The organism is Rickettsia endosymbiont of Pantilius tunicatus (genome assembly GCF_964291875.1).
Lineage (GTDB): Bacteria > Pseudomonadota > Alphaproteobacteria > Rickettsiales > Rickettsiaceae > Rickettsia.
This window is the reverse complement of record NZ_OZ198175.1, coordinates 817,595-832,851: the sequence shown is the minus strand read 5'-3', so window position 1 is coordinate 832,851 and position 15,257 is coordinate 817,595. Positions and strand designations below refer to the sequence as shown.

Genomic DNA, 15,257 nt, shown 5'->3' with positions numbered 1-15,257 from the left:
TTATCTACGTTCCGCAGACTCACCGCTTATTTGACTTACCAACTTTTGAAGTATCTGTGGTATATTTGAAAAAATAAATTATTTTTAGAGAGGTAAAAATGGCTACAAGCAATAAACCATTACTAAAAAATAGAGTTGAAACTTTAGAGCCTGAATTAAGTTTAGATAAAAAATCAGCTTTTAAAGATTGGAAATTTTTAAAGCCTAAAAGTGGTGGGGCTAATGAAGCAGGAGAGTACGGTGGAGTATATCAAAGTGTGGATGGTAACATTACTGCAATGATAAAACAAGAAGCTTCATCATCAAAAAATATAGCTGAATTTTTAGGGTCTAAATTTTTTGCAGCAATAAGCCCTGGTAATGGTGCTGAAGTTAGTTTAATTGCTCCAGATGGTTTTAGCAAATCTAAAAATAGTGATTCGCAAATATATGTTAGATCTGAATTCTTTAAGAATTACAGTAGTGATATGTATGTGGATATGGATAAACATATGTCTGCTGAAACTAAACCAAGTTCTTGGTTTAGAAAAGATGGGGGCAGACCACTATTTATGGGAGCTCGAAATAAACTATTTAGAACTTTAGAAAATGCTTTTAAAGAAGTTAAATATCAAAATTTTGAAAATATCATGCCGACAAGTTTGTTAATTGGTGATTTTGATATACATGTCGGAAATATAGGAGTTATTAGAGATGAGAAAAATCCAAAAATTTTACCTAAATTAGTAAGAATTGATTTTGCTGGTAGTTTTGATAAATTAACAAATCAAATTTATTCTCATTCAAGAATGAGGCATTTGCCTGGCTTTGGTCCTACTAATCACTTTAGAGAATTTCCATCTAAATTAAGAAGAAGTCCTGAACTTGGTGATAGTTTAATTGCGGCTTCCAAAATCAATTTAGCCAAAACTATTAATGAAAGTTTTGATGAGCTAACTAAATATTATAGCGACAAAGCAATAGCAGATTTTGCTAAGCAGGCTATGCCAGAACTATTTAAAAAATCTGAAAAAATAACCCCGCAGCAGGTTAAAGATAGCTTATTAGATGTGATGCTAAAAAGACAAAAATCTTTAAAAGAGTATGGTCTTGAAATAAAATTAACCAATGTAATTTCTAAAAAATATACTTATCCTTATTTTGAAGTAAAAGAGCAAGAATTAAAATCATTAATGAAAGAACAACCTAATTACTTTGAAAAAATTCTTAAAGGTGAAGAAGGGAAAATAGGAGGAAAAAAATTTAAATTACGAGACAAAGTTAGTTCTACTTTAAACAAAATTCTAGAAACTCTAGGGATTAGACCTAGTGCAAAAAAACACTTAATAAAAACAATAAAAAGCTTAAATGAAGAAGTTAATAGTGAAAAAGATTTAATAGATTTTTCAAAAGAAGTTGAGACAAAAAAAGTTAAAGCACCAGCTAAAGAAAAAGCTAAACCTAAAGAAAAACCAAATTTATTAGATTTAAATGAAGAAGATTTAAAAGCAATTAAGCATTTAAAAAAAGAAGTTTTAAAGCCAACAAAGTTAAAAGCGGTAGAGAAAGCTAAGCAAGCTCCAAAATCGAAAACTGCTCATCCGAAAGATGCTTCTAAAGCTAAAAAAATTATGCAAAAGTAAAAATGAGCAAAACCATAGTTAGGTTAAATTAAAATATGTCTAGCCGTATTTTTATAACTTTTTTTATTTTATTGAAAGAAAAGGCTAGACGTTAACAAAAAGATTTGTTATAAGGAATTATCTGAATTTTCCAGATGCTTCTAATGTTCCTCGGTAGCTCAGTGGTAGAGCAAACGGCTGTTAACCGTTCGGTCGCTGGTTCGAGTCCGGCCCGGGGAGCCATTCCGTATAATCGGCTATTTTTTGTAGCTTATCAAACGAAAAAGCCAAGTTATAATAAGGATTTTATCCCCTCAAGTTTAGGTATTTAAATACAAAATTTAAAAACTTTCTTTTTTCTTCAATAGTCAAATCTTACATTAGAATAATAATAAGGTTTAAAATATTAACATATTAATAATTTTGATTGACGAAAAAATAAAATATGTATATGATACTCATCAAACTAAAAATAAATCAATTATTGGGGAAATTAATATGTTTAATAAGTTAAATCGCTGTACTCTTGCTTTAATGTTACTAACTAGTAGCATGTCATTTTCTGGACCTTTATCTACCAACGTAGTTGATCCTAACCAATCATATACTGGTGATGATATTCGTAATGTGGTAGAGAATCATATGGGCAATAATCCAAATATATATTTCGTACAACCAATTCCATTAAACACTGATAAGGATTGTATAAATACTATGGCTCAGCTTTTTATTAATGATGTTGAAGAGATAGTAAATCTAGGTACTCCAATTCAGAATGTAAAATTGCTAATACCTAATTTTTATGGAAATGAGGGTGAGGATGGACATTGGACTGCGGCAGTAATACGTAGAGATAAATCAGGAAATGCTAAGTTATATCACAACGATCCTACAGGTAATCCATATAATCCTACACCTTTACTAAGTAAAATAATAGAACTAATAAGGGGTGAATTGGGTGATATACCAATACATGACTTACAAATACGTCAACAAAGTGATGGTACTTCTTGTGGAGCATTTACTGCTGAAGATCTTGTAGTTTTAGCAGAGATGAATGGTGATGAGTTGACATTAGAATCAGCAAGAGCATTACTTTCTAATATAAAAGATGCTCAAGCACTTCGTAACAAACACGCAGGTATCGTTACTCAAGAGAATAGAGAGCATGCTACTCAAGAAAATAGAGAGTATTTTGAAGATGAAAATGAAGAATACGTTTTTAATTCGGATAAAGATAAAAAATTTGCCGAGCAATTAAGAAAAGCATTACCAGGTAGTGAAGCAGAAAAATTTGGTGATAGTCTTGATGAATTTGAGGAGCAACAATTAAAAGAAGCTTTTTCTAAGTTAATCGATCGCCCAAAAGAGCGAAATAGCGAAATTATACGTGCAGCATTAAGACATGCATTAACAGATACTCATAATTCTGCAATGAGTGCGATACATAGCAGGTTAAGTAATGGACCTTTAATAGTAGCAGCAGGTGATGATGATGTTGCTGGTGATACATGGCAACATGGTGTATGGGCTAGGGCATCAATTAGCCACAGCAAAGATAAGGCAAATAATAAGGAAGCAGAATATTTTAGTGGATATAAAACAAAAGGACATAGTAATACTATAGGTGTTGATACCTTAGTAAGCGATAATCTACTTCTTGGTTTAGCGTATACTAACGCTTACACAAGCATAAAGCCGCAAAATCAAAATTCAGGTAATTTAGACAAAGTTAGAACTAATATGTTCTCATTATATGGTTCATATAATATACCAAATTATAATTGGTTTGTAGATGGTACTATATCTTATGCAGAAAGTGTTATAAGAGGTAAAAATGTACGTAATGGTAATGAAGTAGCATCAAGCAAATATAAATCACATTTATATAGCGGTAGCGTGTCTTTAGGATATAATTATCATACAAGTAATGACATCTATATTACGCCAAGTTTAGGTATGACAGGTTCTTTAATTAAAGATTCTGGATATAAAGAAACTGGGACTAATTTTCAAAATTTAAATGTTGCGAAGAAACATTACAATAAGTTAAGCAGCATATTAGGAGTTAGAACATTTAAGAATATAAATCAAGGTAAGTTAACTATAACACCTGAATTATATAGCTTTGTTAATTATTCTCTGAAAAATAAAACTCCTAGTGTTAATGCTCAGTTGCAAGGTATAGATGAGACTTTACCAACAATTAACTTTAAAAGTAATAAAGTAGATTATAATTTAGGTGTTGGTATTTCATTAAAACACAATATGATGGAATATGGCGTTAATTATACTGCTACTTTTGCTAAGAAGTATGAAGCACATTCAGGTAGTTTAAAAGTACGAGTAAATTTCTAATCCAATCCTATCTATTGCCAAGCGGTCTTTGACTGCTACGGCTTTAATTCTCAATTTTTCCTTTATCACCCCGTAATGGCATTGCCCACGTGAATCAGTTTCGTCTCTGTCATCCCGTGATTTATTCACGGGATCCAGTTAAAAATACTAATAATATTAGTATTTTTTATTATTTTCTGGATCTAGTTAGCAAGCCACGGTATGACTACCTTAGGGCATTTTTTGATCTACACAACAATGCCGCCACAGCATGACAGGGGGAACTGATCCACGCCCCGCTTCCATATTTCTCTACTACTTATCTTATTACTTTCTTATTTATTAGTTTTAATATTCTATCAAATACAGTATGCTTACACAGTTGGCAATGATGGTGGGCAATAAAAAAAGTTTATGGTAAAAGAACGTATTAATTCGCTAAGATGTTTATTTGAAGAGCAAGGCATAGATGGATATATAGTTCCGTCTAATGATAAATATATGAGCGAGTACGTACCTGAATATGCTAAGAGACTTGAGTATATTACAGGTTTTACTGGCTCGAATGGTATAGCTGTCATATGCAAAGATATAGTGCTATTCTTTACTGATGGTCGATATTTAGAACAAGCACGTAAAGAACTTGCCCCGCAGCTTTTTAAGATTTTTGACTTAAAAGATGTATCTAAATTTGCTTGGGAAAGTTATTTAAGTAGAGCAGGGTATGATACGGAATTATTTACTTATCCCGCTATAGCAAATTTAAACCTAACATTACAAAAAGTTAATGGTAATCTAATTGATAAAATTTGGCAAGATCAACCATTTGAACCAAATTCTCAAGTTTACTTACATGATATCCAGTTTGCAGGTGTCTCACATATAGAGAAGATTGATAAATGCCGTAACATGTCATTCCGTAGTTTGGAAACTAAATCCAGAAAAATGGACACCGAAAAATATTCTTTAATTATCTTAGATAGCTCTTCTATATGTTGGTTATTAAATATGCGGGCTAGTGATGTTGCTTATACGCCTTTAATGTTCGCTAAAGTGATAATCAATCCTGAAAAGTTATATTTGTTTATTGACCCTACAAGAATTAACGCTGAAATTATTAAAGAGCGTCCTGAAATAATGATTTTACCTGAAGAAGAATTTGAGAACATCTTAAGGGACCAGGATAATATTTTTATCGATGATAGCATAGCATCTATTCATATAATGGATTTGATAGAGGGTAAAAAAGTCCATAAAACTAAAGATCCGTGTTTAATGCTTAAAGCTTGTAAAAACGAAATAGAAATTAAGCATGCAATAAATTTTCATATCAAAGATGCAGTAGCTTTATGTGAATTTTTTGCTGATTTGGAGGAAAGTACTCGTCATTGCGAGAAGATGCAAAGCGTTGACGAAGCAATCTCAGGAAAATATGAGGAGATTGCCACGCAGTCTACGACTGCTCGCAATGACAAAATATTAAATGAATATAACCTTGGTCTAAAACTTACCGAATATAGAGCTAAACAGGAGTGTTATGTTTCAGATAGCTTTCCGGCTATTTGTGGCTTTAGGGAAAATAGTGCAATCATTCATTATAGGGCTGATGCTAAAACCGCTAAGAAGATTGAGGGGCAGGGGATATTACTTATCGATTCAGGCGGTCAATATAAGGGTGCTACTTCTGATATAACAAGAACAATTACGATAGGCATCGCTACTGATGAGCAGAAAAAGCGTTATACACAGGTGCTTAAAGGGCATATTGCTCTAGCTAAAGCCAAATTTCCTAAAAATATCATTACGGGAGCAAATCTTGATATCTTAGCACGGCAATGTTTATGGCAAGATTCGCTAGATTATCCTCATGGCACAGGGCATGGTGTTGGAAGCTTCTTAAGCGTTCATGAAGGACCGCAAAGTATAAATCTCCGTAATAAAACGATTTTGCAAGCTGGTATGATTTTATCTAACGAACCAGGGTTTTATATTCCTGGGGAATATGGTATTAGGATTGAAAATTTAATATATGTAAAAGAAAATAATGGCTGGCTGGAATTTGAAGCTCTAAGTTTAGTGCCTTACGCTAAAGAACTAATTGATGTTAAGCTACTTAATAATGATGAAATAAGCTATATAAGGCATTACTATCAAAAAATTAAAACACAAATTCATCATTTATTATCACCAACTGCTAAAGAGTGGCTTGATAATGAAATAAATTTATTTTTATAGGCATTATTGTAATTGACGTTTCTGCTATTTATTGGTATAAAGTCTATAAATGTGTCACATATTGTTTAATATGCATGGGCGTCAACTTAAACATTGGTGTCATCCCGTGGCTTGTCCGCGGGATCAAGTAAAAATTATACTAATTATACTAAAATTCATACATTGGGACGTCGCCAAGTGGTAAGGCAACGGTTTTTGGTATCGTCATCCGGAGGTTCGAATCCTCCCGTCCCAGCCAACTAATTTACATATGATAATCCTGCTCCATTAAAAAAAATTTTGTATGATAGTGAATAATCGAGCTACTTCTAAGTTAAAGATAGAAGTAAGATAATTAAATAAAATTAACACTTTGAGAATAAAATTTAATTGTTCTATAATCTATATTATGGAAAATAGAAACTTTAGCTAATTCTTTTGTTCCATAAGTATGATAAACCATTTTTTACTTTTGTATTATTGTATTACAAGATTTAAAAAATAATAAAGCTTCAAGCCGCATTACAAAAAACCAAACAATCGTTCCTTATACTTTTATCATAATTTTCTTATCCATTATAATATACTCTATAATATACTCTTTTTTACTTTTGTATTATTGTATTACAAGATTTAAAAAATAATAAAGCTTCAAGCCGCATTACAAAAAACCAAACAATCGTTCCTTATACTTTTATCATAATTTTCTTATCCATTATAATATACTCTATAATATACTCATTACTTCAATTTTTTCCTGAATTTAAAGTATAATTCTAGCTGTTTTAATTTGGTGCATTCGATTGGATTTGAACCAACGACCTTTGCCTTCGGAGGGCAATACTCTATCCAGCTGAGCTACGAATGCATATTTATTTTTATACTGACTGTAGTAATTAAGGTAAATCAATCTGATATTTTAGAGCTACTTGTTTACTGTTATTTTTGATCTATTTTAGGAAGCAATACTGTATCCGCTCTGCCCTTACCTGTTTTTTCTCACTATCTATATTGCGAGAAAATTATAAAATAGAATTCTGTAGAAGTAATTTGAGGGTATGAAATATAAAAAAAGGATAAGTTTTAAAACTTATCCTTTTTTTATTTTTTATGCGTTATTATTAGTAGCGGTAGTGGTTTTTAATTTATCTTTTCCAGCTAAACATTTTACTAGATTATTAACAGCCTGTTGCTCATCTGTACTTTGAATTTTCATAAAATTTCTTGAAACTTCAATACACATACGTTGATGTTGAGTATGCACAGGTTGTGGCTTATTTGCCTCTTCTAATCCTTCGAAGAAATAATCAATATTTCTATCTAATGCTTCAGCAATTAATACAAGTCTTCCTACAGAAATTCTATTAATTGCTCTTTCGTATTTTTGTAATTGCTGATGGGTAACGTCAATTACCTCTGCAAGTTGTTGACGAGATAATCCTTTTGCTAGCCTTAAAGAATAGATTTTCTTTCCTATAAAACTATCGATTTTTTGTATTATGTCATTTTTTCTAGCCATTTTCTTCTCCTAGGTTGTTTTATATATTTATAATTATTCCAATAACTACTATACTATAGTTATTAATAATTATATAAATATTAAACTTATACAATTATTAGTCGAAATAATAACACATTTCAATATCATATACAACTAAAAAATAACATTTTTTAAGTTTTTTGTAATTATTTAGTAAATAATAATTAATTCTAAACTTTAATATTATTGAAATATTTGTAAAATAAAAAATATTCTTATTTAAAGACAAATTTAATTTATATCTAGTAATATACTAGATTATTATATTAAATTTGTAATAGAAGTATTATATATAAAATAAAATGTGTTTTTTTTAGATTTAAATCTTTATAAGATTGTAACTTAATAAAAAAATAAAGTTCTGGGGTATTATAGAAAAATATAAAATAAATGCAATAATAAATTTAATTTCCTTTGCAATATTTCAAATATTTCTTTATACAAGTAACATTTTAACTAATTTTTGGAAATTGATTTAATGAAAAAAATATTTAATTGTCTTTATGTTGCGTTATTTAAAACAATAGAGCATGACGGAGTCGAACATTCCGGATATATGTCATTTATGGTACTTTTATCTATTTTTCCTTTTTTAGTATTTTTACTAGCTTTAACAAGCTTTTTAGGAGCTTCAGAACTTGGACAAAATTTTATACAAATTTTTCTAGAAAGTATGCCAGAGCGGGCAACAGAATCAATTGAAAAAAGAATAAAAGAATTGTTAAGTGTACCGCCACAAAGTTTAATGAATCTTGCCGTCGTAGGTAGTGTTTGGACAGCCTCTTCCTTTGTAGAATGCTTAAGAACCATTCTAAATCGTGTATATGAGATTAAGTCCCCTCCCCCTTATATAAGAAGACGATTACTTAGTATTTTACAATTCCTTGTAATTAGTATTTTAATTACTTTCACCATGTTTCTTCTAGTATTTATTCCAATAGTTTTCACAAAAATTCCAGTATTATTAGAAGCTATAGAACAATATAAAAATATTTTAAATTTTATAAGATATGTTTTAATCTTAGTTTTATTATTTTTAGGAGCCTCCTCTTTATACTATATATTACCTAATGTAAAACTAAACTTCATAGATGTATTTCCAGGAGCTTTATTAACAGTAATATTATGGGTAATAAGCGGTTACTTACTTTCAACTTATATAGTTTACTATAACCAGCTAAATTTAATGTATGGATCTCTTGGTAGTATAATAGTTACATTGATATTTTTCTATATTATCAATATGATATTTATTTATGGTGCAGAATTTAATTATCTAATGAAGAATTATAATATAGTTAAAAAAAGAGTTAATGAAAAGTAGTTACACGATTAGAGCGACTTAAGCTTCTATTTCTACTTTTAGTTTTTTTATTTTCTCTATAGATAATTCGGTAATTTCATAAGAATTGATAACCGATATCAATAAATCCTTATTTTCTTCTATTCTATCAATGTTTGTATGGTAGGTAACCCCCCTACTCTACTCTTGCATTATAGTATTAAGTAATTGAGCAAGATGGACATAAATATCTAATGTTTCAAGCTCATTTTTACTAAATTTATAAGGAGATTTTACATAAATAAGATTTTGGGTATCTTGCTTTTTGGCTTGATCAGATAATATATATACATATAATTTGCAATAGTTGAGATTTGATCTTACATTTAGTAAAATAAATTAATTATTAAATGGAGATAAGAAATGAACTTAAATCAAAAAATAATAAAGCCAAAATTAGGATTACTAGAACTCGCTAAGAGTCTTGGTAGCATATCATCAGCATGTAAAGCGATGGGCTATAGCAGAGATAGTTATTACAGATTTAAAGAACTGTATGAAGGTGAAGAAGCGTTGTATGAAATTAGTCGAAGAAAGCCAATAATAGCCAATAGAGTTGATCCAGCGATAGAGAAGGCAGTAATGGATATGGCAATAGAATATCCAGCATATGGTCAGCTAAGAGTATCAAATGAGCTTAAGAAGAGCGGTATACTTGTATCACCTGGAGGAGTGAGATCAATTTGGTTACGTAATGATTTAAACAATATCAATAAAAGGCTTAAAGCATTAGAAGCAAGGATGGCTCAGGATGGTATTGTACTTACTGAATCTCAGTTACAAGTACTAGAGAAACGACGTAGCGAAAAAGAAGCCCATGGCGAGATTGAGACACAGCATCCAGGTTATCTAGGATGCCAAGATACATATTATGTAGGAAATTTTAAGGGTATAGGTAAGGTTTATTCTCAGGTATTTATTGATAGCTATAGCAGAGTAGCTGATGCTAAACTATATACTGATAAAACAGCTTTAACTGCTGCTGATATGCTTAATGACCGCGTGTTACCATGGTATGAAACTCAAGGCATACCAATACTTCGTATTCTGACAGATCGCGGGTCAGAATATAAGGGAAATATAGAGCATCATGCTTTTGAATTATTTCTAAGTATCGAAGGTATAGAACATACTATTACTAAAGCATATTCTCCTCAAACAAATGGTATGTGTGAACGTTTTAATAAAACTATGACACAAGAATTCTTTGATACAGCTATGCGGAAAAAGATCTACACTGATCTTGATGATTTACAATTAGATCTTGATATTTGGTTAGAGCATTTCAATAATGAGCGACCACATTCAGGAAAATATTGTTATGGTAAAACGCCTATGCAAACTTTTAAGGATAGTAAGAAATTAGCTATTGAAAAGAACAATGAAATCTTATATCTTGAATACTCATCTGACAGTCATAATTTATCAGATATTCAGATATAATTTTTATAGTGTCTGTAAGATCAAATCTTGACTTCTACATATAATCTATGCTCTTTTTTACCATTTATATCTTCATCACATAATATCTCATGCAGTGCTGCTATATCTTTTTTAGCTTCTGATAAAAACTTGATGGCAAGTTCTTCTAGTTTATCTTTAAACAATAATTTTAGCTCTTCATCTCTTGCTAGCTCTTTTTGTGAAATAACTCTTATATCATCTAATTTAAAATATATTTTAATATTTTCTAAAAAAATTCAGTATAATTTTGAGGTTTCGGAGCTTTAAAGCTACTAGTTAAATTATTGTGAAGAAACTTCTTATCTAGATAAAGCTGAATTATATTTAAATTTTTTTCGTATTTTATTATTTTAGTAATAACAAATACGACTAGAAAGAGAAAAATGCTTATTAATAAGGGATATACAATATTTAATTGACCAAACATTATAATTTATAGGTTTTTAATTAACTATGCATACAGTAGTAAAATTTATTTTAATTTCAACTTATATTTATTAATGTTGCCAAATATAATGGATTATATGTCGTTCTTGTGCAGCATTGCGTAGACGTTAAGGCGTCATTGCAAGCGGGCATTGCCTGCGTGGATCAGAAAACACCCTAAGGTAGTCATCTAGTTGCTTGTACCTGAGGCATTCAGAAAATAATAAAAAATACTAACTGGCTCTAGTTCATAAATCACGAGATGACAAGGGGAAAATGATCCACGCAGGCAATACCTCCTCGTAATGACGGAAAAATTGATCACATTGGTAATACCAAAAACCACCCGTAATGTGTAGAAGTCAAGATTTGATCTTACAGACACTATAAAAATTATATCTGAATATCTGATAAATTATGACTGTCAGATGAGTATTCAAGATATAAGATTTCATTGTTCTTTTCAATAGCTAATTTCTTACTATCCTTAAAAGTTTGCATAGGCGTTTTACCATAACAATATTTTCCTGAATGTGGTCGCTCATTATTGAAATGCTCTAACCAAATATCAAGATCTAATTGTAAATCATCAAGATCAGTGTAGATCCTTTTCCGCATAGCTGTATCAAAGAATTCTTGTGTCATAGTTTTATTAAAACGTTCACACATACCATTTGTTTGAGGAGAATATGCTTTAGTAATAGTATGTTCTATACCTTCGATACTTAGAAATAATTCAAAAGCATGATGCTCTATATTTCCCTTATATTCTGACCCGCGATCTGTCAGAATACGAAGTATTGGTATGCCTTGAGTTTCATACCATGGTAACACGCGGTCATTAAGCATATCAGCAGCAGTTAAAGCTGTTTTATCAGTATATAGTTTAGCATCAGCTACTCTGCTATAGCTATCAATAAATACCTGAGAATAAACCTTACCTATACCCTTAAAATTTCCTACATAATATGTATCTTGGCATCCTAGATAACCTGGATGCTGTGTCTCAATCTCGCCATGGGCTTCTTTTTCGCTACGTCGTTTCTCTAGTACTTGTAACTGAGATTCAGTAAGTACAATACCATCCTGAGCCATCCTTGCTTCTAATGCTTTAAGCCTTTTATTGATATTGTTTAAATCATTACGTAACCAAATTGATCTCACTCCTCCAGGTGATACAAGTATACCGCTCTTCTTAAGCTCATTTGATACTCTTAGCTGACCATATGCTGGATATTCTATTGCCATATCCATTACTGCCTTCTCTATCACTGGATCAACTCTATTGGCTATTATTGGCTTTCTTCGACTAATTTCATACAACGCTTCTTCACCACCAGTTTCATACAGTTCTTTAAATCTGTAATAACTATCTCTGCTATAGCCCATCGCTTTACATGCTGATGATATGCTACCAAGACTCTTAGCGAGTTCTAGTAATCCTAATTTTGGCTTTATTATTTTTTGATTTAAGTTCATTTCTTATCTCCATTTAATAATTAATTTATTTTACTAAATGTAAGATCAAATCTCAACTATTACACGTAATGACCTTAATTTAATTACATATGTGCTATAATATGAGGTTCTTCATGACCAATAAGCGGCATTTCTTGAGGTAAGTGATCAATATAGTCTAATAATTTATTTGTTCTTTCTTCTACTAGTTTAAAATTATCATTATATTCTTTGTTTGGAGATTGCTTAAATTTTTCGACTAATTTACTTATATCAACTACATCTTTAATAGCTTTAGTTGGGTTATAACCTTTATCTTTTTCTAATTTCAGAAGATAATTATTCCATTCTTTATGATCTTCTGGAAGTTTTGTAACAAGCTCATAAAAATCTTCCATTTGCTTGTTACAAATTTCATTAAACGATAGATTAATATTTGCTTTATACTTCTCTACTCTTCGTACGTCTCCACCAATAGCCACTACATTATCATTAACCTCTTTTACATTGTTTGATAGAATAAGTAATGCTTTACAAGGAATATTTTTTGCTTCTTTTTCTAATCTAGCAATTTCTTTGTTTATCTCATTTGTAGGTATTAGCTCATAACTAAGATTAATTCTTTCATCTTTAAGCTCATTAATCTTTTTATCATATTCTTTTAGCTCATCTGGTTGAATTTTTTCTATCTCTTGTTCTAGTTCTTTTGGTAAAAAAAGTTTTTCAAATGTATTAAGCCATTGACCAAAAGCTGTAGACTTTAGTAACTCAAATTTCTTTTGTAACTTCATATGAACCTCTGTTATTAATTAGTTAAAAACTTATACTCCACTACATCCGTAATTAAGATATTGCCCTAATAAATATACTTCTATTTTTTCAACATTTTCTTTTATTTGGCTGTAATCTTCTGAGTATCTCAATTCTTCTATTAGCTGATTCTTATCAATGATATTTTTAAAAAACTCAATATTTTCTTCTTCCTTTGCAAAATAAGCTTTAAACTTTTCATAATCCTTAGGAAGCTTTATTAGAAACTCTAAAAATTTCTTACTTAACTTCATACTCAGTTCTCTATTTACTTAGGTCTTATAATATGGCTAAAAGCCTGTTTGGTGTCATTCCGCAGGATGACATTAAACAAGACCATTTACTTATGATGAATTCATTATATAATCAAGCTAAAAATAATCAAATTATATATTTCTACTAATAGTTAATAATTCCATGAAATTTATGCCCTAACGCAATAATTGAAAAAGTTCACTTAAGGTATTAAAATAATTTGACTATTTCAGAAAAAATTCATAACATTTATTAATAAACTCAATCTAAACAATAATATAATATATGAAAACAGCCTTTATCTTTCCAGGTCAAGGGTCTCAAGCCATTGGTATGGGCAAGGATTTTTACGATAATTTTAAACCTGCAAAAGAAACTTTCCAAATAATCGATGAAGCACTAAAACGAAAACTTACCGATATAATTTTTAACTCTACTTCGGAAGAGCTAACATTAACTACCAATGCACAGCCGGCATTAATGGCTGTATCTATGTCAATAATCAATACTATAAAAGCCGAAACTGGTAAAAATATAGCTCAGCTATGCGATTATGTTGCTGGTCACTCTTTAGGCGAATACTCCGCTTTATATGCTGCCGAAAGTATCAGCGTTGAGACTACTGCAAAATTACTCCATACACGCAGCAGCTCCATGCAAGAAGCCTGTCCTGCTAATATCGGAGCTATGGCCGCTTGTATAGGTATATCCATTGATAAACTTGAGACAATAGTAAAAGAAAGCAAATGTGAAATAGCCAACGATAATATAGATGGACAGATTGTTATCAGCGGTAAAGCGGAGGCAATCGATCATGCTATTAGTTTAGTTAAGGAAGCAGGTTATAAAGCCATAAAGCTAAAGGTAAGTGCTCCCTTTCACTGTAGCTTAATGAAGCCGGCAGAAGAGAAGATGCAAGTAGCTCTTGATAAAGTAGCAATTAGTAAGCCGCTAGTTCCGGTGATTCAAAACTATACGGCAAAACCTGTTACCGATCCTGTAGAAATTAAGCAAAATCTCATTTCTCAAATATGCGGACGGGTTAGATGGCGTGAAACTTTAGAGCTATTTAACACACTAGATATCACCCATATAGTAGAAGTAGGAGCAGGAAATGTACTAACAAATATGCTTAGAAAAATCAACTACCCATTTAAACTTAGTAATATAAGTAACGTAGAAGAATTAAAAGATTTTTTAGTAGCTTCTAACTTATAATATTTTTTTAGGGTAGCTTAATGAGAGTAAGTTTTAGTTTTCTAAGACAACTACTAGAATTATTAACTAGCGACTGGCAGGATTATTTAAATAATGAAATAAAAAAACTTAAGATATTAAGTATAACAAAGACTAATGATGGTTTTTTAAGAAGAGAATGCTTTAAAATAATTTCTGATATAAGAAATTCTATTGAAAAGTATGAATATCCATCGTATATTATTCCTTTTAATAAGGCAAAATATGCAAGTTTTTTACTTACTAATAACATATATTAGAATTTAGTTGTTTTAACCAAAATATGGTAAAAGCAATAAAAAATATGCTACAGAATAATTTTAAAGATATATATGATCCTACAATACATCTAGTTGCTAATTATGATGAAGAGTTTTTAGACAATAGTTGTAGAGTAACAGAGAAGATAATTAAAGGTAAAATTATTACCTTTGAAAATTTTGATATCAAATATACCAATTATACAAAAGCAGAATTAAATAATATAGATAGCATAGTAAGCTGTATTAGAAATACTAGATAGTAATTTAGTTGCTGAGATAGCAAGTATTAATGATACTCCTCGCAGCAGAGC

13 protein-coding genes and 3 tRNA genes are annotated in these 15,257 nt (G+C 30.4%); 10 read left to right on the top strand and 6 right to left on the bottom strand.

From position 1 onward, the window contains the following. Positions 1-98: 98 nt before the first annotated feature. From ACICQC_RS04780 to ACICQC_RS04760, 5 genes are all read left to right on the top strand, one after another. A complete protein-coding gene (locus ACICQC_RS04780) occupies positions 99-1,622 on the top strand; it encodes a hypothetical protein (RefSeq protein WP_395477583.1) in 1,524 nt (507 codons plus the stop codon). Positions 1,623-1,769: 147 nt separating this feature from the next. After that, a tRNA-Asn gene (locus ACICQC_RS04775) sits at positions 1,770-1,844 on the top strand. A 255-nt stretch (positions 1,845-2,099) separates the two neighbouring features. Beyond that, entirely contained in the window at positions 2,100-3,959 is a 1,860-nt protein-coding gene (locus ACICQC_RS04770) for an autotransporter outer membrane beta-barrel domain-containing protein (protein WP_395477582.1), read from the top strand. A gap of 393 nt (positions 3,960-4,352) precedes the next feature. Further along, positions 4,353-6,173, top strand: a complete 1,821-nt coding sequence (locus ACICQC_RS04765) for an aminopeptidase P family protein (RefSeq protein WP_395477581.1) — start codon at positions 4,353-4,355, stop codon at positions 6,171-6,173. Between the two features lie 163 nt (positions 6,174-6,336). Then, positions 6,337-6,411 (top strand) — tRNA-Gln (locus ACICQC_RS04760). Between the two features lie 532 nt (positions 6,412-6,943). Here the strand turns inward: ACICQC_RS04760 and ACICQC_RS04755 are convergent. Next, positions 6,944-7,020 (bottom strand) — tRNA-Arg (locus ACICQC_RS04755). A gap of 240 nt (positions 7,021-7,260) precedes the next feature. Next, positions 7,261-7,671: a helix-turn-helix domain-containing protein gene (locus tag ACICQC_RS04750; RefSeq protein WP_395477580.1), complete on the bottom strand. Its 411-nt coding sequence runs from the start codon at positions 7,669-7,671 to the stop codon at positions 7,261-7,263. Positions 7,672-8,170: 499 nt separating this feature from the next. Here ACICQC_RS04750 and ACICQC_RS04745 point away from each other — a divergent pair, with 499 nt between their 5' ends. Together ACICQC_RS04745 and ACICQC_RS04740 are read left to right on the top strand one after the other, a co-directional pair. Further along, the gene (locus ACICQC_RS04745; protein WP_395477579.1) at positions 8,171-9,016 is read left to right on the top strand and encodes a YihY/virulence factor BrkB family protein; all 846 of its coding nucleotides are present in this window, start codon (positions 8,171-8,173) and stop codon (positions 9,014-9,016) included. A 381-nt stretch (positions 9,017-9,397) separates the two neighbouring features. Then, positions 9,398-10,477, top strand: coding sequence for an IS481 family transposase (locus ACICQC_RS04740; protein WP_395477578.1), 1,080 nt, complete (start codon positions 9,398-9,400; stop codon positions 10,475-10,477). 20 nt (positions 10,478-10,497) lie between these two features. On the opposite strand, the gene ACICQC_RS04735 is transcribed toward ACICQC_RS04740, so the two are convergent. From ACICQC_RS04735 to ACICQC_RS04720, 4 genes are all read right to left on the bottom strand, one after another. Beyond that, positions 10,498-10,641, bottom strand: coding sequence for a hypothetical protein (locus ACICQC_RS04735; RefSeq protein WP_395477577.1), 144 nt, complete (start codon positions 10,639-10,641; stop codon positions 10,498-10,500). A 676-nt stretch (positions 10,642-11,317) separates the two neighbouring features. Then, positions 11,318-12,403 carry an IS481 family transposase gene (locus tag ACICQC_RS04730; RefSeq protein WP_395476848.1) on the bottom strand — a complete coding sequence of 362 codons (1,086 nt, stop codon included), beginning with the start codon at positions 12,401-12,403 and terminating at the stop codon, positions 11,318-11,320. Between the two features lie 83 nt (positions 12,404-12,486). Then, positions 12,487-13,173, bottom strand: coding sequence for a hypothetical protein (locus ACICQC_RS04725; protein ID WP_395477576.1), 687 nt, complete (start codon positions 13,171-13,173; stop codon positions 12,487-12,489). A gap of 30 nt (positions 13,174-13,203) precedes the next feature. Beyond that, positions 13,204-13,446: a hypothetical protein gene (locus ACICQC_RS04720; RefSeq protein WP_395477575.1), complete on the bottom strand. Its 243-nt coding sequence runs from the start codon at positions 13,444-13,446 to the stop codon at positions 13,204-13,206. Positions 13,447-13,732: 286 nt separating this feature from the next. On the opposite strand from ACICQC_RS04720, the gene fabD reads away from it, so the two are divergent. The 3 genes from fabD to ACICQC_RS04705 are packed head-to-tail and all read left to right on the top strand — an operon-like array spanning position 13,733 to position 15,206. Further along, positions 13,733-14,665: an ACP S-malonyltransferase gene (gene fabD / locus ACICQC_RS04715; RefSeq protein ID WP_395477574.1), complete on the top strand. Its 933-nt coding sequence runs from the start codon at positions 13,733-13,735 to the stop codon at positions 14,663-14,665. Between the two features lie 20 nt (positions 14,666-14,685). After that, positions 14,686-14,943, top strand: coding sequence for a hypothetical protein (locus ACICQC_RS04710; protein WP_395477573.1), 258 nt, complete (start codon positions 14,686-14,688; stop codon positions 14,941-14,943). 23 nt (positions 14,944-14,966) lie between these two features. Then, positions 14,967-15,206, top strand: coding sequence for a hypothetical protein (locus tag ACICQC_RS04705; RefSeq protein WP_395477572.1), 240 nt, complete (start codon positions 14,967-14,969; stop codon positions 15,204-15,206). Positions 15,207-15,257: the final 51 nt, after the last annotated feature.